General features: G+C 48.0%; 18 protein-coding genes. 16 read left to right on the plus strand and 2 right to left on the minus strand.

Annotated features, from left to right (window positions below):
- The 13 genes from BM202_RS20440 to BM202_RS20495 all read left to right on the plus strand — a co-directional run bounded on the left by BM202_RS20440 (position 1) and on the right by BM202_RS20495 (position 15,552).
- Positions 1–1,515, plus strand: a complete 1,515-nt coding sequence (locus tag BM202_RS20440; RefSeq protein WP_093829548.1) for a RagB/SusD family nutrient uptake outer membrane protein — start codon at positions 1–3, stop codon at positions 1,513–1,515.
- A gap of 107 nt (positions 1,516–1,622) precedes the next feature.
- Positions 1,623–2,522 carry an alpha/beta hydrolase gene (locus BM202_RS20445; RefSeq protein ID WP_093829550.1) on the plus strand — a complete coding sequence of 300 codons (900 nt, stop codon included), beginning with the start codon at positions 1,623–1,625 and terminating at the stop codon, positions 2,520–2,522.
- Positions 2,523–2,606: 84 nt separating this feature from the next.
- Complete coding sequence (locus tag BM202_RS20450; protein ID WP_093829552.1) at positions 2,607–3,455, plus strand: polysaccharide deacetylase family protein; 849 nt, start codon at positions 2,607–2,609, stop codon at positions 3,453–3,455.
- Between the two features lie 3 nt (positions 3,456–3,458).
- Positions 3,459–6,191: a family 78 glycoside hydrolase catalytic domain gene (locus tag BM202_RS20455; protein ID WP_093829554.1), complete on the plus strand. Its 2,733-nt coding sequence runs from the start codon at positions 3,459–3,461 to the stop codon at positions 6,189–6,191.
- A 7-nt stretch (positions 6,192–6,198) separates the two neighbouring features.
- Positions 6,199–6,360 carry a hypothetical protein gene (locus tag BM202_RS37315; protein WP_177236636.1) on the plus strand — a complete coding sequence of 54 codons (162 nt, stop codon included), beginning with the start codon at positions 6,199–6,201 and terminating at the stop codon, positions 6,358–6,360.
- 386 nt (positions 6,361–6,746) lie between these two features.
- Positions 6,747–7,448 carry a 3-keto-disaccharide hydrolase gene (locus BM202_RS20460; RefSeq protein WP_093829556.1) on the plus strand — a complete coding sequence of 234 codons (702 nt, stop codon included), beginning with the start codon at positions 6,747–6,749 and terminating at the stop codon, positions 7,446–7,448.
- A 72-nt stretch (positions 7,449–7,520) separates the two neighbouring features.
- Positions 7,521–7,784, plus strand: coding sequence for a hypothetical protein (locus BM202_RS20465; protein ID WP_093829558.1), 264 nt, complete (start codon positions 7,521–7,523; stop codon positions 7,782–7,784).
- 73 nt (positions 7,785–7,857) lie between these two features.
- Complete coding sequence (locus tag BM202_RS20470; protein WP_093829560.1) at positions 7,858–8,547, plus strand: HAD family hydrolase; 690 nt, start codon at positions 7,858–7,860, stop codon at positions 8,545–8,547.
- A 64-nt stretch (positions 8,548–8,611) separates the two neighbouring features.
- Positions 8,612–9,673 carry an agmatine deiminase family protein gene (locus BM202_RS20475; RefSeq protein WP_093829764.1) on the plus strand — a complete coding sequence of 354 codons (1,062 nt, stop codon included), beginning with the start codon at positions 8,612–8,614 and terminating at the stop codon, positions 9,671–9,673.
- Between the two features lie 69 nt (positions 9,674–9,742).
- Positions 9,743–10,456 carry a hypothetical protein gene (locus BM202_RS20480; protein ID WP_245776723.1) on the plus strand — a complete coding sequence of 238 codons (714 nt, stop codon included), beginning with the start codon at positions 9,743–9,745 and terminating at the stop codon, positions 10,454–10,456.
- A gap of 168 nt (positions 10,457–10,624) precedes the next feature.
- Complete coding sequence (locus BM202_RS20485; RefSeq protein ID WP_093829562.1) at positions 10,625–12,979, plus strand: peptidylprolyl isomerase; 2,355 nt, start codon at positions 10,625–10,627, stop codon at positions 12,977–12,979.
- Between the two features lie 117 nt (positions 12,980–13,096).
- Positions 13,097–14,479, plus strand: coding sequence for a peptidylprolyl isomerase (locus tag BM202_RS20490; protein WP_093829564.1), 1,383 nt, complete (start codon positions 13,097–13,099; stop codon positions 14,477–14,479).
- A gap of 110 nt (positions 14,480–14,589) precedes the next feature.
- The gene (locus tag BM202_RS20495; protein WP_093829566.1) at positions 14,590–15,552 is read left to right on the plus strand and encodes an AAA family ATPase; all 963 of its coding nucleotides are present in this window, start codon (positions 14,590–14,592) and stop codon (positions 15,550–15,552) included.
- 88 nt (positions 15,553–15,640) lie between these two features.
- Here the strand turns inward: BM202_RS20495 and BM202_RS20500 are convergent, their stop codons facing one another.
- Together BM202_RS20500 and BM202_RS20505 are read right to left on the minus strand one after the other, a co-directional pair.
- A complete protein-coding gene (locus tag BM202_RS20500) occupies positions 15,641–16,630 on the minus strand; it encodes an ABC transporter ATP-binding protein (RefSeq protein WP_093829568.1) in 990 nt (329 codons plus the stop codon).
- 435 nt (positions 16,631–17,065) lie between these two features.
- On the minus strand, positions 17,066–18,688 hold the full coding sequence (locus tag BM202_RS20505) for an NADP-dependent glyceraldehyde-3-phosphate dehydrogenase (RefSeq protein ID WP_093829768.1): 1,623 nt from the start codon (positions 18,686–18,688) through the stop codon (positions 17,066–17,068).
- 395 nt (positions 18,689–19,083) lie between these two features.
- Here BM202_RS20505 and BM202_RS20510 point away from each other — a divergent pair, with 395 nt between their 5' ends.
- From BM202_RS20510 to BM202_RS20520, 3 genes are all read left to right on the plus strand, one after another.
- Positions 19,084–21,231, plus strand: a complete 2,148-nt coding sequence (locus tag BM202_RS20510) for an aryl-sulfate sulfotransferase (protein WP_093829570.1) — start codon at positions 19,084–19,086, stop codon at positions 21,229–21,231.
- Between the two features lie 89 nt (positions 21,232–21,320).
- Positions 21,321–22,241: a hypothetical protein gene (locus BM202_RS20515; RefSeq protein ID WP_093829572.1), complete on the plus strand. Its 921-nt coding sequence runs from the start codon at positions 21,321–21,323 to the stop codon at positions 22,239–22,241.
- 622 nt (positions 22,242–22,863) lie between these two features.
- Complete coding sequence (locus BM202_RS20520) at positions 22,864–23,778, plus strand: ABC transporter ATP-binding protein (protein ID WP_093829574.1); 915 nt, start codon at positions 22,864–22,866, stop codon at positions 23,776–23,778.
- Positions 23,779–23,829: the final 51 nt, after the last annotated feature.

Below are 23,829 nucleotides of genomic sequence, written 5' to 3' on the forward strand. Positions count from 1 at the left end.
ATGAACTTATCTGTGAAACCGATTATATATGCTGTTGGATTAACGCTGGCCCTGATTGTGGGAGGGTGCAATCCTGACAACTTAAATGTTGCCCCCGGCAGTCCTACGGAGGATAGCTATTTCAAATCTGAACTGGACTTTGAAGCGCTGGTTCGCGGTATTTACGCCAAACAGTCCGAACTCTACGGGTATCGGGCTGGTAACTACGTTCATGCCGTGCGTCATTTGCCGGGCGACGATATTACAACAACAGGATCTAATCCCCTGGAAACCTTTGCGTCCCTGCAGCCTGCTGTTGGCACCCCTTCAAATTATTATGCTACGCTGTACCGAATTATTTATCGGGCCAACACGGCACTGGACAAAATTAGTGGCGTTGCCGATGGCGTCTACCTAACCGCTGGCCTGAAAAATCGCCATCGGGGCGAAGCGCTGTTCATGCGTGGCTTGTCTTATTTCTGGCTGGCCAATACGTTTGGCACCTCCCCGCTTCGGACGGAACGGCTGGAATCGCTGGAGGATGTGGCGGCTCCATCGGTTGCGGATGGACAGTTGCTCGATCAGGCTATCACAGACTTTACCGAAGCGGCCAGCCTGTTACCCGAAACCTGGGATGCGGCCAATGCAGGCCGGGCAACCAGCAATGCCGCCAATGGTATGCTGGGAAAATGTCTGGTATTTCGGGCTACGATTAACAAAACGACCGCCGACTATTCGGCTGCGATTAGTGCCTTTGCCAAAATCAAGAACCGATCATTGGTGGCTGATTTTGCGGATAACTTTGCTGCTGACCGGGAAAATAACGTCGAATCATTGTTTGAATTTCAGGCTAGTCGCCCGCCCAGTACGGATAACACCTCGCTACCGGATGACTTTGAGCCGGGCGGGGTTGGCTCTACCTCTGGCTACTGGGGCTTTTACGAACCAAATAATTCGCTGTTGTTCGGAACGGCCCGTTTCATTGCCACCAAAAAATTACTGGCGGCCTTTGATCCGGCCGATCCCCGACGGGAGGTGACGCTCAATCCGGCCAACCGCGACATCCGCAAATACTGGACCCGCGACCAGAAAACCTCGAATCCGGGCGCATCGGCCAATAATGCGCGAATTCTGCGGTTAGCGGACGTACTGTTACTGCAAGCCGAAGCCATTGTGCAATCGGGCGGGTCAATGGCCGACGCGGTAGCGCTGGTCAATCAGGTTCGGACGAGGGCACGTAACATGAAAACTGGGGGTACTGTTCCCGCCAATTTGCCCACGACGCTGACGGTAGTGGAGGCTATGGATGCCATTCGGAACGAGCGGTTTGTGGAACTGGCTGGTGAAGAATCACACCGCTGGTTCGATTTGCGCCGGTGGCACAAAGGTGGTCAGATCAATCTGGCCTCAGGTTTCGATTTCAGTTCCGATCAGCCCACGCAGTTTGGATTCGATGTGAACAAGAATTTACTATTTCCCATCCCGCTGAGCGAAACGGATAACAATCCGAACGTAAAGCAAAATCCTGGGTATTAAATGAGTGGTCATTGAGGGGTTATTCATTGTCATTCGGTAGTTCACGTACCACTGACGCTTACAATGCATTACCACTCAATGTCTACCAACCCCCTCCAGCTACCCAAATGATCAGGCTCTTCTGTTTATATGCAATTACCCTGCTTGCAGCCACCGCGTGTTTTGCTCAACAGGAAATTCAGCTGTATTCGGGTCCAATACCAAATGCGAAAGAAACCCCCGACGAAGAAATCAGGCGGGCCGATTACGTGGCTTCCAAGGTGTCTCGCCCTACACTCTCCGTCTTTCTGCCGCCCAACGGAAAAGCTAACGGAACGGCCGTTATCATTTGTCCGGGAGGAGGCTATGGCGTACTGGTGATGAAACGCGAAGGGCACGATGTGGCCGAAGCTTTCACCAAAATGGGCATTTCCGCCTTTGTCTTGAAATATCGCTTGCCGAGCGATAAAACCATGATCGACAAATCCATCGGCCCCTTACAAGATGCGCAACAGGCGATTAAAACGGTTCGGCAACGGGCTGCTGCGTGGAAGGTCGATCCCCAAAAAATAGGTATCATGGGTTTTTCGGCGGGTGGTCATCTGGCAGCAACTGCCGGTACGCATTTCGCAAAGTCGTTGATTGACAACCCGGCGAACACCAGCCTCCGGCCTGATTTTATGATTTTGGTTTATCCGGTAATTAGCCTGAGCGAACGTATGGGGCATTCGGCTACCCGTACCAACCTGCTGGGCACGGCAGCAAGCCCGGAATTGATCAAGCAATATTCCAACGAAGCGCAGGTAACAACGAACACCCCACCGACCTTCCTGACCCATGCGGGTGATGATACGGTGGTGCCAATAGCGAATAGTCTGGTCTTTTACGAAGCCTTACATAAGCAGGGTATTCCGGCCGACTTGCATCTGTACAGCAAAGGTGAGCATGGCTACCTGAAAACCCCCGCTTTCGAGGAGTGGTTTGGGCGTTGTCTGCACTGGCTTCGTCAAATCGAGATAACCCCATAGAACCGAGTGTTGAGTCGTCTCATCTGAATACTGTTGTATGACTTCTTCATGAATCCCGAACTGTAAACGCTTATTGATAGGTTGATGACAAAGCATCCTCTTTTCTTTCTGGTATTGGTCAGCTACGCAGCTTTCTCACAGCCTGTACCACCCCGGCTAATTATACGGGGCGATGATATGGGCTACTCCCACGCGGGTAACGTAGCGATTCTGAAATCGTATAAAGAAGGCATTGAAACCTCTATTGAAGTGCTGGTGCCGTCCCCCTGGTTTCCGGAAGCCGTTGCAATGCTGGCAGAAAATCCTGCCGTTGACGTTGGTATCCATTTGACACTCACCAGCGAATGGGATAATGTCAAATGGCGTCCTCTGTCAACCTGTCCGAGTCTACGGGATGTTGACGGGTACTTTTATCCGATGGTTCGCCCTAATAAAAACTACCCTAAACGCTCACTCGTCGAGAACGATTGGAAACTGGCGGATATCGAGATGGAGTTCCGGGCCCAGATAGAACTGGCAATAAAAAAGATTCCGCGTATTAGTCATGTTTCGGCTCATATGGGCTGTTCAACCATCACGGATGAGGTGAAAACACTTACCAAAAAACTGGCAAAGGAGTATAAACTGGATATTGATCCCGAAGGCGATTACCAGGTAATGCGGGTAGGTTACAGTGGGCCGAAAAGTACATCCCAGGAAAAAATACAAAGTTTCCTGACAATGCTCGAACGTCTGGAACCGGGCAAAACGTACCTGTTTGTTGATCACCCAGGTCTTGACTCGGAAGAACTAAGTGCTATTCATCATAAGGGGTATGAGGAAGTGGCTATCGACAGACAGGGTGTAACCGATGTGTGGACAAACCAACAAGTGAAGGACTTGATTAAACAGCGAAACATCCAACTGATTAGCTATAAAGACCTATTGAAATAACTCATGAAGCACCTATTATTTATCTGCTTTCTGCTCACTCATTCAGTAGCCATCGGGCAGTTGGTGGTACAGGACCTTACCTGTGAGTACATGCCTGATCCGTCCGTTGTCGATGAAATCCATCCTCGACTCTCCTGGATCAATCGGGCGAAGGCCAACCAGCGCGGTCAGAAACAACTTGCCTATCAGCTGAAAGTAGCATCCAGCCCGGCCATGCTGAAAACACCTGATCTATGGGACAGCGGTCGAGTGACGAGTGATGAATCGAACCGGATTCCTTACGCGGGGAAGCCCCTGCCATCGCGGCAGAGTTGCTACTGGCAAGTGCGGGTGTGGGATAAGGACAACAAGCCATCGGCCTGGAGCAACGTAGCAAAATGGCACATGGGTTTGCTGGCAAAAACGGACTGGAAAGCCGAGTGGATTGGGGCGCCCTGGCAAGGGGAGGAAGCAATCCCGAAGCCGAAAGGTGGGCCGAATGAGCGAACGAAAATCTTGCCGCCACCCGCTCCTATGCTTCGAAAATCCTTTACGACCACGAAAAAACTTCAACGTGCTGTCGTGTATACTACCGGACTGGGCTACTTTGAATTTTACGTAAATGGGCAAAAAGCGTCCGATGATCAGTTAGTGCCGAATCAAACCAATTACGGCAAGCGGCCACAGTTGCCCGAAGCCTTAATTTCACTGCCTGACGAATTTCGTGACTACCAGGTTATGTATTTAGCCTATGACATTACGGATAAACTTCGCGCAGGAACGAACGTAATGGGGGCTATGCTTGGGAATGGATTTTATAATGCCCCCAAGTTCTGGACCGCATCGTATGGGTCTCCGCGTTTTATCGCCCAGTTGCATCTTACTTACGCAGACGGCAGTGAGGCCGTTATTGTGTCGGACAAAAGCTGGAAAGCGGCCCAATCAGCTATTGTATCTGATTTGGTGTACGATGGTGAAATCTATGATGCCCGACTTGAGCAACCTGATTGGTGTACTGCTACGTATGATGATTCAAAATGGGAACCGGTGATCAACCGGGAAGCTCCATACGGTAAACTCGTCGCCCATACCGCCCCCGTGGATAAAATTACGAAGATTTACCCGCCGTTAACAATAGAAAAGCTGGCCAATGGTAACTATAAAATAGATTTTGCCGAAGAAATTTCGGGCTGGGTTCGCTTGAAGAATATCTCGGCACCGGCAGGGCATACTATCAAAATCACTTTCAATGCAAATCAGTATTCAGGCGAAAACACGTACATTTTTAACGGACAAAAAAATGCATCCTACGCCCCCCACTTCAACTGGTTTGTGTTCAGCGGGGTTGAAATCAGCAATTGGCCCGGTGAACTAAAAGCCGAAAATATTCAGGCCGAAGCAGTCAATACGTCCGTGACGGAATCCGCCGTATTTGAGACCTCAAATAAGCTCTTCAATCAAATCAACCACATCTGGAAACGCTCGCAATTGGACAACATGCACGGAGGAATCGCATCCGACTGTCCGCACCGGGAGCGCTCGGGGTATACGGGCGATGCCCAGGTGGCTTGCCATACCGTGATGCAGAATTTTGAGGTAAAGGCATTTTATAAAAAATGGGTGCGCGATATAGTGAGCGCCCAAATTCCGGCCACGGGTTATGTGCCGAATGGAGCACCCTGGCAGCCGGGTTGTGGTGGTGGTGTAGCCTGGGGAGCGGCTATTCATATCATTCCCTGGGAATTTTATCGACAGTATGGCGATAAAGGTATATTGGTGGATACCTATGAAGGCATGGTAGGCTACATGAATTACATGAACACTTGGGTCAATCAGGACGGAATTATGTATTCCCAACGTACTGGAAAAGATGGGAAACCGTTGAAATGGTGGAATTTAGGCGAATGGGCGGGACTCGAACAAATGCCGTCGGACGAGTTGGTTCATACCTTTTATTTTTGGCTCTGCGCAGATATTACAGCAAAAACGGCCACCGTTCTGGGAAAAACCAGCGATGCTGAACAATATAAATTACTGGCAGACAAAACGAAAAAAGCGTTTTTGACGACATTTTATGACCGTCAGAATGGGACCTTTGGCAAGTATGGCGGCAACGTATTTGCCTTGAAAATGGGTGTTCAAAAAAATCAGTATGAACCCGTTATTCAATCCTTGAAAAAGGATATTGCCGATGCAGGTGGGCATCTGGATACGGGTATTTTCGGAACGCGCTATTTCTTTGACGTTTTAGCAGATAATGGCTTAAATCAACTGGCGTATGATGCCATGAACAAAACGACCGAACCCAGCTTTGGTCACTGGATCTCGCTGGGTAGTACCACAACTCGTGAACACTGGAATACGAGCAGTTCGCACAACCATCCTATGTTTGGTGGCGGCCTAAGTTGGTTTTATACCCGATTAGCGGGCATGCAAACGTCCGATATTCAAACCGGCTATAAGCAGATCGTCTTTAAGCCCAGGCCGGTTCCTGATTTGACCTTTGCCAATTATTACACTGAAACGGTATATGGGAAAGCGGGCATCGAATGGAAGCAGGGACTATCGTTTGAGATGAAGGTTAATGTACCCGTCGGTAGCACGGCAGTTGTGTTTATCCCGACCGAGATAGGGAAATCCATCTCAGAAAAAAACCAACCGTTAGCCAATAGAAATGACATCGAACGGCTTCCTCCTGAAGCCGGCTATCAGGTCGTAAAAATTGGCAGTGGTGTTTATTCTTTCAAGGTGAAATAACAAACGTATGCTGCTGGCTGCTTTGGCCACGTTTGGCGTGAATAGAATTCTATTTTCCATCGATTATCCGTTCAGTACCAACAAGCAGGGCCGCGCCTTTTTGATCAGTATTAATCTGCCGCCCACCGACGTTGAAGAATTGCGCATGGCAACGCTGATCGACTCCTGAATCTACAAGCCTGGTCTGCACAACTGCCGATCAGAGGTGCATTCTTTAGTCTCCGCCATCCTCGCTCTTCGCTCTCTTCTTCACGGAGTTCGGCCTGACGTTACGGCTTTGCCCTATAAGCCGGTTTCTCTCCTTGTAGCGAATCTTACCTGGTTAAAATTGATGAGTTTCACGACTTGGGCAGACTAGGTCTGACCGTGAAATGTCGCCTTTTTTATAGAAGTATTTTCTGATCTGCTACGTCCTCTTTCGCGAACCGATCGGGGGTGTATATTTGTAAAAGAATCGTGTCTGTTTTCAATATCTTCCTGAGGGAGCTAAGTGGCGTCTAATAGGTTGATATTCAGATGCGATCGTCTTCGTGCAGTAAATCCAATTGTCATCCAATGAAAAAGTGCTTCCTGTTACTGGCGACCCTGAGTCTGACCTATTCCCTTTATGCTCAAACGCCAGCGGTTAGTGTGCCGCCCAAAGGTCATCCTAATCCGAGTGGAGCTGGCTGGAGGTCGTTGTTCGGAAGCGATCTTTCGGAGGCTTCGTATCCCAAAGGGGTGTGGAGTATGGATGATGGGGGAATACTGACTGCTACGGAAGATAAAGCCATCTGGTCAGCAGTGCCGTACGACGATTTTATCTTGGATTTGCTCTTCAAAACAGCTGAGGGAACCAACAGTGGGGTGGTCGTTCATGCGAGCGATACAACCAACTGGATTCCCAATTCGGTAGAAATTCAGATTGCTGACGATTACGCAAAAAAATGGGCCGAGTCGCCGGGAAACTGGCAGTGTGGGGCTTTCTTCGGTCATCAGGCACCCACGAAACGGACCGTCAAAAAGCCCGACGAGTGGAATCGCTATACCATTACGTGTCAGGGGAAAATGATCTATGTTGTCCTGAACAACGAATTAGTCAATACCATCGACCTCACAAAATTCACGTCTACTAAAACCAATCCGGATGGGTCGGAAGTGCCTGCCTGGCTCAATAAACCAGCCGCCGATCTGCCGTTGCATGGCTTCATTGGTTTACAGGGGAAACATGCTGGTGCTCCGATTTACTACCGGAATGTGAAGATTAAAGCACTGTAGGTACGCCAGCCCGGCCACACTACGTAGTTTATTGCGAACCCATTGGCTTGTGGTTGGTGTTCTTGAATTACTATGTCAATCGACCCCCAAACTCGTCACAGCACAACATTACCTGAATTACGTTTTTCGCTCAATCTGCTATATGTTGGTCGGTTGCTGCTAGGCATGAAATCCCCTTCGCTCACAACGGACGAGGGAATTGACGCCTTCGATGAACGTATTGAAGACGTAACCGATGAATTAGTGGCTACCGAATTACTGCACGAAGCGGCTATTTTAGCCGGGGATATTTTGCCGGAAATTGTACCGCCAACGGCAACCGATGACGTAGCATAAGCTGCAATCTGCGTTCTTTGCACGCATATAAGCCGCAAGCTATTGTGGCCCAACAAGAGTCTCACCTGTTTTTATGCCTGATACACATTCTTCCGATTTTGCGTGGGCTTGCCTCTTTGATATGGACGGCGTTCTGGTTGACAATACCGATTTTCACGTCAATGCCTGGTTACAGTTTGCCCAGAAACACAACCGGCCACTGACGAAAGAGCAGTACGTAGAAAATATCAACGGGCGCGTTTCTGCTGATGCCATGGCATACGTATTTCAACGCCCCATTCCGCCCGGCGAGTTGATCGTATTGACCGAAGAGAAAGAAGCCATTTATCGCGAATTATACCGACCACACTTGCAGCCTGCACCGGGTTTGCTGGATTTTCTGGTGGCGTTACGTGAACAGGGGGTTAAGCTGGCCGTGGGAACATCGGCCCCGGAAAGCAATGTCCGGTTTACGCTCGACGGCCTGCCATTACGTCCTTATTTCAATGCGGTGGTGGATTCCAGCATGATTCATAAAGGGAAACCCGACCCTGAAATTTATTTGACAGCCGCCGAACGAGTGGACGTAGAACCAGCGCATTGCATCGTTTTTGAGGATGCGTTTGCGGGAATCGAAGCGGGCCTCCGGGCCGGGATGAGTGTGGTGGCTATTGCCACAACACACACGCATGACGAACTCGTTGGCACCGGTGCGGCCCTCATCGTTGACGACTTCAGGGGCCTGACGGTAGATGCCGTGCGGCAATTAGTAACTGGAAAGTAGCTGACTGACCCAGCCTATTTTTATAACTTTGGAAAAAATTGGCCAAGGTGCCAACGTCATACGCTTGAATACCGCATCCAACACTACGCTTATTCCTGCCCGAGAGGGCTTTTTCTTTCCTGCCGAATGGCATCCACACGTAGCAACCTGGCTGAGCTGGCCGCATACGGAAGCCTCCTGGACACGCGAACGGCAGGAGCTGATGTTCCCGGCTTACATTGACTTTATCAAAGCGATTTCCGAAAGTGAGCAGGTTTGTATAAATGCGCACAATGAGGTAGTTATACAAGGTGCTACGTTGCGGCTGCTGGCGGCTGGTGCCGATATGAGCCGGATTACCTTGCTGCCGCATCCTACGAACGACTCCTGGTGTCGCGATCATGGCCCGGCTTTTCTGATCAATCCTCAGAGAAAGGAGCGGATGATCGTGAACTGGGGCTACAACGCCTGGGGGGGCAAGTATCCGCCCTATGACCGGGATGATCTTATTCCGGTAGAAATTGCCCGGTATCGTCAGTTGGACTACGTTACGCCAGGAATTATTATGGAAGGCGGCTCGGTAGAATTTAACGGAGCCGGAACGGTGCTGACCAGCCGGACCTGCCTGCTCAACCAGAACCGGAATAGCCATTTGACGCAGGCAAACATTGAGCAGTATCTGTGTGATTACTACGGTGTTCAGCAGGTGCTGTGGGTTGAAGAAGGCATTGTTGGCGATGATACTGATGGGCACATTGATGACACGGTTCGGTTCGTGAATGAGGATACCGTCCTTGCGGCTTATGAAACAAATGCGAACGATGCGAATTACCCGTTTTTGCAGGAAATTCATCACGAATTGAAACAGATGCGGCTGCTGAACGGCAAGCAATTGAACATTGTAGAGTTGCCCATGCCTGATCCTGTCGAAAGTGATGGACTTCGTTTACCAGCCTCTTACGCCAATTTCCTGATCACCAACGGAGCGGTGATTGTCCCGACGTTCCGTTGCCGTAAAGATCAACTGGCCCTTGATATAATCGGTACGTGTTTCCCGGACCGAAAAATTGTTGGTATCGATTCAACGGACATTGTTTGGGGATTAGGGAGTTTCCATTGCCTGAGTCAGCAGGAGCCGAGTCTATAAAGTGAAGAATGTAGAATGAAAAATAAATGTCAATTACTCACGCTGCATTCTTCACTAAATCGCTGTTTCATGTTTATCAGATTGCTCTTTCACTCATTCGCTCTTTCAACATCCGTTGCGGCACTCATTATAAGTGGCTGCGCCCGTCAACCGCAACTAACGGCCGAACTAACCCTCCGGACCTTGAACGCCGTTAATCTGGAGGAAACCCTGAGTCGGCGGGATGAGCTGATGATGGCTTATTCGTTGACCAGCTACGATGCGCAGAACAAACCCGTTGGCGTAGTCAATGGCGGCTGGGGCGTTGAAACGGTTAAAAAAGGCCAGCTACTTGATTTTCCAGCGAGTGAACACCCGGCTCGTCCAATTCAACTCGCATTGCCTAAAAACGGAAAAATTGTGGCATCACTGATCCTGGTTGAAGTGGACGATTACAATCAGGCAAAGCAAACGCTTGCTAAAATTCAGAAAATACACAACGTCGTTTCCATTCCCGCTACGTTGCTGCTGACGGCTGCGGAAGTGTTGACACCCTTGAAATACGTATCGGCCGGACTGGTGGCATCAGGCGTTGGATTGCAACTGGCTGACAAATTGGACAATGATGATGTGCTGGGCCAAAGTAGTGTTGAACTATATGAAGCAGCCTTGCGCCAGAAAAAGCAGCGATTTATTAAGGTCCCTGTCGTCTTTTCCGGGAAAAATCAACAGGATTCCTTTGAGTACAAATTAGAATACGACATCACGCTGAAAACCGTGAAAATTCAGGCCGTTCGCCAATAAGCGACGCATGTGGGTCGTTTCTTACGTTAAGACATGGCCCAAAAACGAATGTTTTTACCATTTACTTGGTTTTTAAACTACGATAATTATCCTCGACGCTCGTACTGAAAACTGATAACAAGATTACTACGGTAGATCGTCCACACACTATAATTTCACCTCGACGCTATGCGCCAACTCACAGGCGGACTCTTGCTGGCTCTCGCCTTAACAGCTTGTAAAACAGCCGCACCGGTTGTTCAGCAAACGCCCCCGCAACCCATAATTCTGACACTGGGGAGTAAAACCTTCACGACCGACGATTTTTTTCAATCGTTTACTAAAAATCAACTTTCGTCTGATTCGACTCAGCGGACCGACGTAAAAGAATACTTCGATCTGTATACGAATCTGAAGTTAAAAGTGCTGGCTTCCGAAGCCCAGGGCCGCGATACAACAGAGGCATTCCGGGAGGAAATGAATACGTACCGTAAGCAACTGGCGCAATCCTACCTGACCGATAAAGTGCTGGTTGAGTCATTGGCGGCTGAAGCATATCAGCGAATGCAGCAGGAAGTAAATGCGTCGCATATTCTGATTCCTGTTGCCGAAGATGCGACGCCAGCCGATACGTTAGCAGCTTATCAAACCGTGCTATCACTGCGTAAACAGGCTACTGGTGGAGAGGATTTTGCCAGGCTGGCCCGCGAAAATTCGAAAGATGCCACTACAACTTCGAACGGTGGAAACCTGGGGTATATTTCGGCCTTCGGCATTGTGTATCCCTTAGAGACGGCGGCTTATACGACGCCGGTAGGGAGTATTTCGCAGCCCGTTCGAACGCGCTTTGGCTACCATCTCGTTAAAGTCAATAATCGCCGGCCAAGTCGGGGCAGGGTTCGGGTGGCGCATATACTGGTACGGCTGAGCCCCAGCGCCGATGAACCCGGTCAGAAAGTGGCGCAGGATCGAATCGATGCGGCTTATACCCGTTTGCAGAAAGGCGAATCATTCGAAACCGTTTGCGAGGAACTATCCGATGATGCTACGTCCAAAACTAGCGGAGGTGTTTTGCCTGCGTTCGAACCAGGCCGATGGGTACCCGCCTTTGAAGATGCTGCGTTTAGCCTGTCAAAACCCGGCGACTATTCGAAACCGGTACGTACTAACTACGGCTGGCATATTATCAAACTCATTGATCGGAAGCCACTGGATTCCTACGCCACGCTTGCCCCTTCGTTACGCCAACGCGTCACGACTGATACGCGCGCTGAAGTACTGCGGCAATCTACTGTGCAACGACTTCGAAAGGAATACACAGTTCGGGAGGATAAACCGTTGATTGAGGCCGCCTTGACAAAAGCTGACAGCAGTTTGCTACGGGGGCAGTGGAAATATACGGAGCCCCTTGATCTAACGCTTCAAAACAAGCCGATTGTAACGATTGGTAGTAAACCGTATACGGTCAATCAGTTTTTTGACTTCGTTCGCCAGCGTCAACAACCTCCGCGAAATCCGGCTATGACAACGAATGGACCGGCCAACGTAGTAAATGTTGTTTCGGGTTCACCTGCCGTAGCCATGCGTCGGTTATTTGACCGGTTTGTGGGCGATCAGTTACTATCAACCGAAGAAGCAAATCTGGACAAGAAATCGCCGGAGTTTCGGGCTTTATTGAATGAAATTCACGACGGTGTATTGCTATCGCTGGGAATGGAGCAGAACGTCTGGGATCGCTCAATGGCTGACTCGACAGGCCAACGACAATATTTTGAGCAACATAAAACCAGTTACCGTTTGCCGGAGCGGGCCGTATCGACAATCGTGGTGGCGAAAAACGACAGCCTCTTAAAGCAGACAATGAGTATGTTCAGTGGCAAACCACCCTATCAGCTTCGGCGATCGGCTCCTGCGCTGACCTTTGCAAAAACGAAGACAACCCTCACATCTGACCTACGCGAGAACCTGTTCGACGTACTGGTAGTCATGAATCGAAATCCTGACTACGTCGTGGAAGTGTCGGGCTCGCACGATCCCACTGAGCGCGATTCGGTATCGGCCGGACGAATCCGGGCTGTGGTTGGCTACTTGCAGAAAAATGGTATTACGCTCAGCCGGATCATGGAAAAAGATTACCAGGGTGCCCGTCCGGGAGCCGCGAAAGACGCCCAGCGTAACGTAACATTCCAGTATTTCAGCAATGCCAAAGACGACGTAGTGAAAGTCATTAACAGCAAGTATCAATCGTCCTCGGGCGAACCTGCCATAACGATTACAACCGGCGCGTTTGCGCAGGGGGAGAATCCCTATCTGCCTGCTTCTGCTCAGTGGAAAGTGGGCACCACTACGTTGCATCGTGATAACAAGGCGATTGCCGTTGTCATTGACCGTATCGAACCGGCGCGGGTCAAAACTTTTGCCGAAGCACGGGGAATGGTAATTAATGAGTACCAGGCGACGTTAGAAAAACAATGGCTGGCTCAGCTTCGGCAAACCTATCCGGTGAAGGTGAATGAAGATGAAATCCGGAAGTTAGCCAAATAGACTATTTTGTTTGCTAACGAAGTTGAATAGCCGGACGAAAGTAAAAAAACGCTCAACTTACCTCTTAAAATTACTTAAATCGCAGACCGCTAGCCGTTCTGTGCTTATATTTAGAACATGAAAAAAGTTATTAGCAGCGTGCTCGTTGTTTTGGTTGGCTGGTTTCTGACTGTGCCTACCTTTGGGCAGGGGCAGGGCGTCAGCCTGAATAAAATCATAGCGAAGGTCGACAACTACTACGTTCTTCGTTCTGATCTGGAAGAAGCGTATCAATCCTACGTTGGGCAGAACCAGACACCTCCGCAAAAGTGCCAGTTGCTGGAAAGCCTTGTTGTCAACAAGATGATGCTGGCCAAAGCTGAAATCGACTCCGTAGTCGTGGAGGAAAAGATCGTGGACAGCGAGCTTGATTCCCGGATGCAATACATGTCACAGCAGTTCGGCTCCGAGAAAAACATCGTTGAAGCCTACGGCAAAAGCCTGGAAATGCTGAAAAGTGAATTGCGCCAACAGGTGAAAGATCAGAAGATCGTGCAAAAGATGCAGAATAAAATTACGACTGACGTGAAGGTAACTCCCCGTGATGTTCGTAAATTTTTTGACGGCATTCCCCGGGATAGTTTGCCTTACATGCCCGCCGAAGTAGAAGTGGGACAGATTGTACGGTTTGCCAAACCGACCAAAGAACAAAAAGAAGCCCTGCGTCAGCGGCTGGTCGATCTCAAACATAAGGTCGAGAAAGGGGAGGACTTTGCCAAGTTGGCCAAAGAAAACTCAGAAGACGTTGGATCGGCTGAAAAAGGTGGCGATTTAGGTTTTGCCAAACGAGGTATGATGGTGGCTCCTTTTGAAGGAGCAGCGTTGAAACTGAAACCCAACGAAATGTCGGACGTGGTGGAATCTGATTTTGGGTTGCACTTGATTCAATTACTGGAAACACGTGGTGCCGAATACCACGCCCGACACATCTTGCTACGTCCAGATTATAATCGTCTGGATATGACCGGCCCAACCCGTTATTTAGACAGTCTGCGCAATCTTGTTCAGATCGACTCACTGAAGTTTGAAAAAGCGGCTCATGATTATTCGGAAGATAAAAATACGGCCGACGCAGGTGGGCTGATCCGCGATCCACAGTCGGGGGGGAGCCGGTTGGCCATGGACGGTTCGATGGAATATGCCATGTTCCAGATGCTCGATACCATGAAAGTAGGTAGCATTTCGGCCCCGCTGCCTTATCGTACTGAAGATGGTAAAAGTGCGGTTCGTCTGCTCTATTTCAAGAGCAAAGTTCCTCCCCATACCGCCGATTTTACGAAAGACTTTGAGAAACTGCAGACGATTGTCCTTCAAAATAAAAAGAACCGTGCCATCGACGACTGGTTTAAAAAATCGGTTGCTGACGTATACATTACGGTCGATCCCGAATTCCATAGTTGTCGAATATTCGGTACTACTCAGAACAGTGCCGCTGCGCTCGGTGCGAGCAGTAATGAGTGAGTGATAAATGGCGAATGATGAATGATAATTGTGTGCTTTATCATTCATCATCGCGACGGCGACCCGGTTATCATTTATCATTAATTATTCATCATTAATCTTTCTTACCTGTGCCTTACTCATCGGATGTCGCGGCTGCGGAAGCCCTTACTAATTCCTACCAAAAGCTTAAAAACGAAATTTCGAAGGTCGTCATAGGTCAGGACGAAACGGTGCGGCTGCTGCTGACAGCCATCTTCTGCCAGGGTCACTGTCTGCTGGTTGGCGTACCCGGACTAGCAAAAACACTCCTTATTCAGACAATAGCGGGTGCACTGGATCTCGATTTCAACCGGATTCAGTTCACGCCCGACCTGATGCCATCGGATATTCTTGGGTCCGAAACCCTCGATCAGGAGCGCAATTTCAAGTTCATCAAAGGGCCGATTTTCGCCAATATCATTCTGGCGGATGAGATTAACCGGACTCCGCCCAAAACACAGGCGGCTTTGCTGGAAGCTATGCAGGAATATTCGGTGACTATTGCAGGCCAGAAATATGGTTTAGGGCGTCCGTTTTTCGTTCTGGCTACCCAGAATCCCATTGAGCAGGAGGGAACGTATCCGCTACCCGAAGCACAGTTGGACCGATTTATGTTCAACATTTACCTGGATTATCCGTCTTATCAGTCAGAAGTAGACATCGTGAAAAATACGACGTCTGATGTACGCTATGAGGTGCAACGGGTAGTTACGGGCGAGGAGATTCGGGAGTTCCAGCATCTGGTACGTCGCGTGCCGGTTGTCGATAATGTGGTTGAATACGCCGTTAAACTCGTTCATAAAACCCGGCCAAATACTGACATGGGGGCAGCAGATGCTAACCAGTATTTAGAGTGGGGCGCCGGTCCGCGGGCATCACAGGCACTCATCCTGGCAGCCAAATGCAATGCCCTTCTGATGGGGAAATATTCACCGGATATTGAAGACGTACGGGCGGTCGCTTTGCCGATTCTTCGTCATCGCGTCGTTCGTAACTTCAAAGCCGAAGCCGAAGGCATTTCGGTCGAGCAGTTGATTAAGCGCCTGATGTAGTTTTGGTTTACGGTTTTTAGTATACGGGGACTGGCACATGCTACGTATGTGCCAGTCCCCTTTATGTTGAACTACTATTCTATTTTGGTTAGCCTTTTAGTTGCCAGACCGACTCCGTTTTCAGCGATATGCCTACGTGATGACCTACCTCTAAATCATCTCGCGTTGTCAGTAAACGTAGTGATACGTAGCGCGACAAGTTTACCTCAATTTCGTAATGGCTTCCTTTAAAGTACACGGCCTTGATGATGGCAGGAGCACCTGTATTATCAAGCTTGATCTGCTCGGGTCGGAGACAAACCAATTCGTCAGGGATCGTTACGTCGGTAAAGCCAAATAGAGATAAATATTTTGCTTTAAGAATGTTGACTGGTCCGGTCATATGGGCAGCATAGGCCGTTGATGGTTGTCGGTAAACGTCTACTGGTGCGCCAAGTTGAATCAATTTCCCATCGCGCAGTATGCCTAACGTATGGGCAACGGAAAGGGCGTCGGTGGCATCATGCGTTACAAATAGGCAGGACGTATTATCATGATGTGCCAGATCAAACAATAAATCCCGGACAATCAGCCGGTTTGGAAGATCAAGATGGCTAAATGGCTCATCGAGCAGGAGCACAGCGGGTTTGTCGGCAATGGCGCGGGCGATGGCAGTACGTTGTTTTTCGCCCCCCGAGATCTGGCGCGGAATTCGGTCCTGAACGTCGGTCAAACGGCAGAGTTTAAGCAATTGATTCACACGAAAATCACGATAACTTTTCTCGAAAAAACGCAGGGCATAGCTTACATTTTCGCGTACTGATACGTTCGGCATCAGTTGATATTCCTGATGCACCAATCGGATGTCGTCATGACCGGGCACCAATACTTCCGATGGCCCCTCGATCCGCTTGCCATTTAATTGTACGTCACCGGCGTCGGCGTCGGCCAACCCTGCCAGTAGATTTAGTAACGTACTCTTTCCCGAACCACTAGCACCCACGAGTGCCGTAATGCGTCCCGGTTCGAGGGTGAGCGATACGTTTCGGACGGCAGCGAGTGAGCCGTACGCTTTTGTAAGATTCGTAGCTTTGAGCAAATGAGGTCGTGATTATTACGTTTCCAGACTATGGAAACGTAAGACTAATAAAAGAAAACCAATCACCAGCAATGCGACTGATTTGGCCATTGCCTAAAAATCTACAGGCTTTTCTGTTGTAAGCTTAGGCACCTATTTAGAGAGGCAATAAAATGTGCTTGAACGTCTGGTTCGTTAACTGAGTCGATTCGTGTACATTACGCTGCACACTCTCACCCAGTTCCGACGCTTTACCCGTTGGGCTGGAATTGACGGGTTAGCGTTGAGGAAAGACCATAGCCAAACATACGGAAAAAGCAGTTCTGGATATATAGATTGTCCACAGAGCGGTCCGCCGATGCGGCACAGAGAACACAGAGGTAAGAAAAAACATTTAAACTCTATGTTCTCTGTGCCGCATCGGCGGACCGCTCTGTGGACAATAGAATTGTCTAGCTAGAATATGAAATTCGTGCTTAGGAATTCAGATTTATGCTGACTAACGATATCGTTCAGAATACCTTTATTGACGTCCGTATCTTTAGTGGCCACGACGGTACGTATTGAAAATGAGCGTAGTGCATCTTCGACCGACAGCGTACCTTCTGCTGAATCCTTCCGGCCAGTGAAGGGGAACGTATCGGGTCCACGCTGGCACTGCGCATTGATATTCACCCGACAAACCTGATTGACGAGCGGGTCGATCAGCTCGGCAATCTGATCCGTATCTGTCCCAAAAATGCTCACCTGCTGGCCATAATCGGCTGTGATAATATAGTCAATGGGTTGTTCGATAGTATCAAATGGCACTACTGGTATTACAGGGCCAAACTGCTCTTCGCGGTATAATTTCATGCCCGCTTTTACGGGATACACAACCGCCGGTTTGACCAGCGATTCTGAGGCTAACCCTCCGCCCTCGTTCATAACGGCCGCCCCTCCCGCTTCGGCTTCCCGAATGCAATCGGCAAGGTAACCGGGTTTGGTTGGTTCGGGTAGGGGAGTGATCTGCACACCCGCATCCCACGGCATCCCAGGTTGCAGTTTACTTACTTCCGGGCTAAAGCGTTTCAGGAACTCGTCAGCGACAGAGCTATGTACCCAAATGATTTTGATCGCCGTGCATCGTTGCCCGTTGAATGACAACGTACCTAACAAGCACTCCTTGACGGCCACATCCAGGTCGGCATTGGGCAGAATGATCGCTGCGTTTTTTGCATCCAGGCTCATAATAGACCGCAGTCGGTTGAGTTTGGGGTGCTGGCGTTGCAGTTCATCGGCTACCCGGCTGGAACCAATCAGCGTTAGTACGTTGATTTTTCCCGACTTCATGACGGGGGGAATTACATTCGCTCCGCGTCCATACAAAGAGTTGACAACCCCTTTCGGAAAGCTACTACGGAACGCTTCCAGTAGTGGGTAATGCAGTAGAGAACCATGTTTAGGCGTTTTGAAAAGGATTGTATTGCCCATCAAAATGCTTGGAATCAGCGTTGTATACGTCTCGTTGAGCGGATAATTAAATGGTCCCATCGCTAGCACAACACCCATTGGCGACCGACGTATCTGCCCAATAATTCCCTCTTCAATTCGAAACCTAGAACTACTTCGGTCAATATCCTTCAGTGCATCAATCGTGTCGTAAATGTATTTGACCGTCCGGTCAAATTCTTTGGTAGCATCGGCCAGGTTCTTGCCAATCTCCCACATAATCAGGTTGACGACCAGTTTTTTCTGTTCGAGCATTTTACCAATGAAGGTTTCCATGCATTTTATCCGGTCAGCTACCGACATAGTGGGCCATTCGCCCCGGCCATTATCATAAGCTGCAACAGCGGCCTCTAACGCTTCAACGGCCTCATCAGGACCCGTAACCGGAAAACTGCCTACCAGTTTGCGCTGTAGGGTACCATCGGCAGCAGGAATGCAAATTGGCGAATACACCTCCGAAACGGGGCCATCCCATTGACGCATTTCGCCGTTGAGCAGATACTCACGCTGGTGGATGGGTTCGATACGGTATTCGACTGGAATTTGGTCTTCGGTTGGAAAGAGAGCGGTAAGCTGTGAATTGTTCATAACAGGAAGAATGGCTAATAAAAAGAACGGGGCAAACGTCGCCATTCGTAGGACGAAATCCAACCCGGCCAGAAACAAAATTCGCGGATTCATTTATAGCAGACTGGCAGAATCTCTCTATTCCTACGAAGTAGAAACGACCCTTCAATCCACCAGTTCTCTTAGTTATAATTACTTTATATGTATTAACTAATTAGTTTATTAAAAGCATGATATCTGTACTTATTATATAAAAATATTCTTTTTTTGTAAGAATATAAGTTGTTACAATACTATATTAGTTTATTATTGCAACGTATTAGACACTTTTAATACTTACCTACAATGAATTTAGGTAACCGTACATTGTTTATTAAACGGTAGAGACACTTTCATGCTAAACGCTTTTGAAAACGATGAAAAAACAATTATTTAAGCTAAATGCCTGTCTACTTATAGCCTTTTCCGTGGGTATTCAAATGGATAGTAAAGCTGGCATTCCAGTTGTAAAGGCTAAAGCTGACGAACACGCTTCTTTGGTGTTGTCAGAAAAGGTGACTAGAGTAGCTGATAAGGATCATCCGGTAAAAATGGATAAAGTAACTTTAAGGTCAAATAAGGTTATAATACCTAATTTATCTCCTACAGTTCTAATGGATGATCTGAATTTTAGTTCAGCAGCTACCAATGTTCCGCGTGATTTTTTGGTAACTATTAATGAGACCAACAATAGTTCTACGGCGGGATTGATTTCTTTCCGTGTTTTTAAACTTTCTGCGTTTACGATTACCTATTCCACTACTAGTGGGACTTCCAATGTGTATCCGGGCGTTGCCAATTCCAACAGTGACTGGGATTTCTCGGAAACTAATAGCTATATCACAGTTACAAGCAAGACGGGGCTTATGATAGAGGCCAACAGTAACAAGGTGGTGGGTTTTAGCATCACTCGTAGAACGGGCGTGCCCGACCATACACAGCAGAACATGACCGTGTCGGTCGTAGCTAATTCCGGAGGTGAACAGGACGTTTCTGATAATATTGCCGGAGCTAAGGTTAATGCTACCAATACGCCTTCTCCATTAGCCTTCACAATTGCTGCGGATTCAATTAAATTGAATCCTTACGGATACTCACCCTTATCAGCACTGGTTAATTTTTCGGTATCGGCACTGGGGAAAACATTTATTAGTGTCCGGGGTAAACATGGCAAGATTACCTATGTAGAGCACCTCTTTAATGACAATGGTTTACGACACTCGATACCATTGATTGGCCTATACGCTAACTATGCTAATACGGTTGACATCCGTGTTATTAGTGCAAGTGGCGATACGTTAGCTAAAAGCACTATTATTGTGCAAACAGGAGATTTGCCCCCCAGTATGCCAACCTCTATTGTGGCGGCACCTTTTGACGAGTCAAAGGTCGCTCCGGGATTGATTCTGGTAAGTAACTACAGCGTTGGTGCTCCACATACTCCCTTCTTTATGGATGCATACGGCGAAATTCGGTGGATATTAGATTATCGATCTCATCCTCAGTTAAATACGTTGAATTATGAAGATGGTATTAGTCGCCTGAGAAATGGTAATTTCTTTTTTGGAGATAGCAGGACGCAAGCTATCTATGAAATTGATTTATTAGGCAAGGTGATCAACAGTTGGAATGTTAGTGCTATGGGTTATACATTTCACCATGAAGTCAGGGAAAAGCCTAATGGCAACTTTATAGTAACGGCTAACAAACCTGGTAGCACTTACAAAGATGGGGTCAGCCCAACTGTTGAGGATTTTGTCATTGAAATTGATCGGCAAAGCGGGAGCCTATCAACTGTCTGGGATTTGAAAGAATCTCTTGACGAGACCAGAACTAACCTGACCACACCCGATGGCGTCCAACCCGCCAGTGATTGGTTCCATGGTAATGCCGTTGAGTACGATTCGACCGATAATACTATCATGGTATCCGGTCGTACGCAAGGCGTGGTAAAATTAGATTATACGAATCATGTTAAATGGATACTGTCAGCCCATTCTGGCTGGACAACAAACCGACGTGGTGAAGACTTAAACCAGTTCCTGTTAAAACCTCTGGACGCTACTGGTAATCTCATTACCGATGCGGGTGTGATTGCCGGCACAGCAGTTGCCCCTGATTTTGAGTGGAACTGGTATCAGCATAATATCACTCAGTTGCCCAATGGTGATAAACTGATATTTGATAATGGATCAGTACGGGAATTTAATCCCTCAGCTGCTAAATACAGCCGATCTGTATCTTACAGGATTGATCCTGTAAATCTAACAGTTCAGCAAACCTGGACGTATGGAAAAGAACGAGGTATAGATACTTACTCGAAAGTTATCAGTAGTGCCCAGTTTCTGCCCACAAGTAATCACGTAGTATTTGGGCCAGGCTATCAGGTAGTAAATACAACCGGCCAGGGGGGTAAAGTTGTCGAAATTGATTTCGCAACCAAACAGGTCGTGTCGGAAATAAGTATTTCATCGACTAATCAATTCGGATTTCACCGGTCTAAGAAAATAAGTGCATATCCCTAATACGTGTTCTTAGTTAACGATGTATAAAAACAAGTGCATGATTTGCCACTTGCTACTATGATTGCTCTTCAATCAAATCAAAAATCGACATGAAAAACTCATATATTCCCTACATATTCTTGTGTTTCTTTGGCCTTTGGAATTTAGGAGCCATACCCGTTGGCTACGCGCAGGACGTATCAATTAATATCATTAGTGTTCCTGCTACGCTACCTTTGAGTACAACCGGTACTGTTCAGGTAGATCTCTGTAATACTGATCCAACTAATACGAGTGCTCCGGTTGATAAACTCAGACCCCAAATTTCGGTTGGCTCAAATGTAACCATCCTCGGCGTTACCAATTCGGACGGAAGTCCGCTGACAAACTTTACTGTATTGTCTAACACGGGGCAAATCGTTAGCTTATCAAATTCTGTTCCGCTGGCTAATCTAGACTGCTTATCATTCAAGATTATCGTTCGAGGGACTGTCATAGATTCGCCAGGCAATGTTGGCGACATCGTGGCTTTATTAAACCCTCAAACATCGGATAATAAAACGTTTAATGATAATAGTACTAGCTCAGTTGCTGTCATCGCCAATCCAGGGCCGGATTTAGCCCCGATTACTTTTGTCCTGCCTTCCGTAAGCTATGGTACTACCCCGATTAATGTAGTAGTAGATGTGCTCGAATTGAATTCAGTAACGTCCAGTGAAGTGATAACCGTCAAGCTTGTTCGGGATAGTCGACTTTTTTTGAACTTTAATCCAACGGCAAGTTTGATAGGAGGGCGTTCGGTGCAGAACAGTGACTGGAACTTTGATAACTCGGACTCTGACTTTTACGTACTGACTACTAAGCAGGCATTTCCTGCTCATGGGAAAATTTCGTTTGGATTAAGTGGTGTGCTCAGCCCAGGTAATACGTCTGGGGTATTGAGTATCGGTTCTGTCGTTGCCGGCAGTGTGGGTGAGCTGAATATTTTTAACAATGCTGATGCTGAAGTGATTCATTATTTTAATAAGTGAGATTGATATAGGATTTACGTTGACAACCAGACTACTATTGAGTCTTAGACAATATTCACGGCGTATTTAGCTCGCTAGCAGTGCATCGTTAAAATCCAGCCAGTCTAAAGAAATAAGGCTTCTTTGGATTGGCTGGATTTTCTCTGTTGAATTAACTAGTATAGCTTACGAGCGTTGCTAGTAGAAAGCTATACTATTGGTTATTAATATTGATCGTATCTATAAAGTGTTTGATATGTAGTAATTTAAACTCCATAATGACTTGCAAGCTTAATTTCTGCTGAACATTAAGTTTATGGGAAAGTAGTAGGTTTAGTGCTTTTGCTTATCATGTCATTGCTTGGTCTCTGAGATTCACTACCTCGTGTATCGGCTGGTCAGAAACTAGTCCTGCCCATTACTTATAGATGGCTCAAGTCAGGTTTTTGGTCAGCCCTGCCAGTCCAAATGAGATCGCTACGTAGTGAGTCACTACGTAGCGGCTACGATCCTCTTAAGTTGTAGCCTTTTTTATGACCGTTTGCAAGGCCGATTGACAGTTCATCCGCAAGTTCTTGCTGTTCTGTTATAAATACGTGTAGTTTGGGTCTATTGAACGTTACCAAAGGTTAACCTAAACTAAATGAACATCCTCGAAACCCATCACATTGTTAAACAATACGCTGAACACCGCGCCCTGGACGACGTGAGTCTGTCCGTACCCCAGGGATGTATTTTCGGTTTGCTTGGCCCCAACGGTGCGGGAAAAACCTCATTAATTCGCATCATCAACCAGATTACGGCCCCCGACTCGGGGCAGGTGCTTCTGGGGGGCGAACACCTGAATCCCAGCCACATCAAACGTATTGGCTATCTGCCCGAAGAGCGGGGATTGTACAAAAAAATGAAGGTTGGTGAGCAATTGTTGTATCTGGCTCAGCTTAAGGGACTGACCGAAAAACAGGCGATGGAGAAATTGAAAACCTGGTTTATCAAGTTCGACATCAAAACGTGGTGGAACAAACAGGTCGAAGATCTTTCCAAAGGCATGCAGCAGAAAGTGCAGTTCGTAGCTACAGTCATGCACGAGCCCGACCTGATCATTCTTGATGAACCGTTCTCCGGTTTCGACCCAATTAATGCTAACCTCATCAAAGACGAGATTCTGGAACTACGCGATAAGGGCAAGACAATTATTTTCTCGACCCACCGCATGGAATCCGTTGAGGAACTTTGCGATTATATCGCGCTCATCAACCGCTCGCATAAAGTGCTCGATGGCTCTAAGCGGGCGATAAAAGAGCAATTCAAAACCCATACGTATCACGTTGAATACAAAGGCGAAATTATTGATCTGCCACCCGCATTCGACGTATTGAATACCCTGACTACGGACGACGGATTCCTTCGGACCAACATCAAAATTCCACCCGATGCCGCAGCAAATGACCTTATTCGTTACCTGCTCGACCGGGTGGCTGTCCGGTCATTTGGCGAGAATATCCCCAGCATGAACGAGATCTTCATCCAGACAGTCGGCGAGGTACCAACAACGTAACAAACAAGGCGAAATCGGACCGCCGAAGCGGAGATAAAGAGTGAATGAGCG

The organism is Spirosoma endophyticum, from assembly GCF_900112365.1.
In the GTDB taxonomy this organism is placed as follows: Bacteria; Bacteroidota; Bacteroidia; order Cytophagales; family Spirosomataceae; genus Spirosoma; species Spirosoma endophyticum.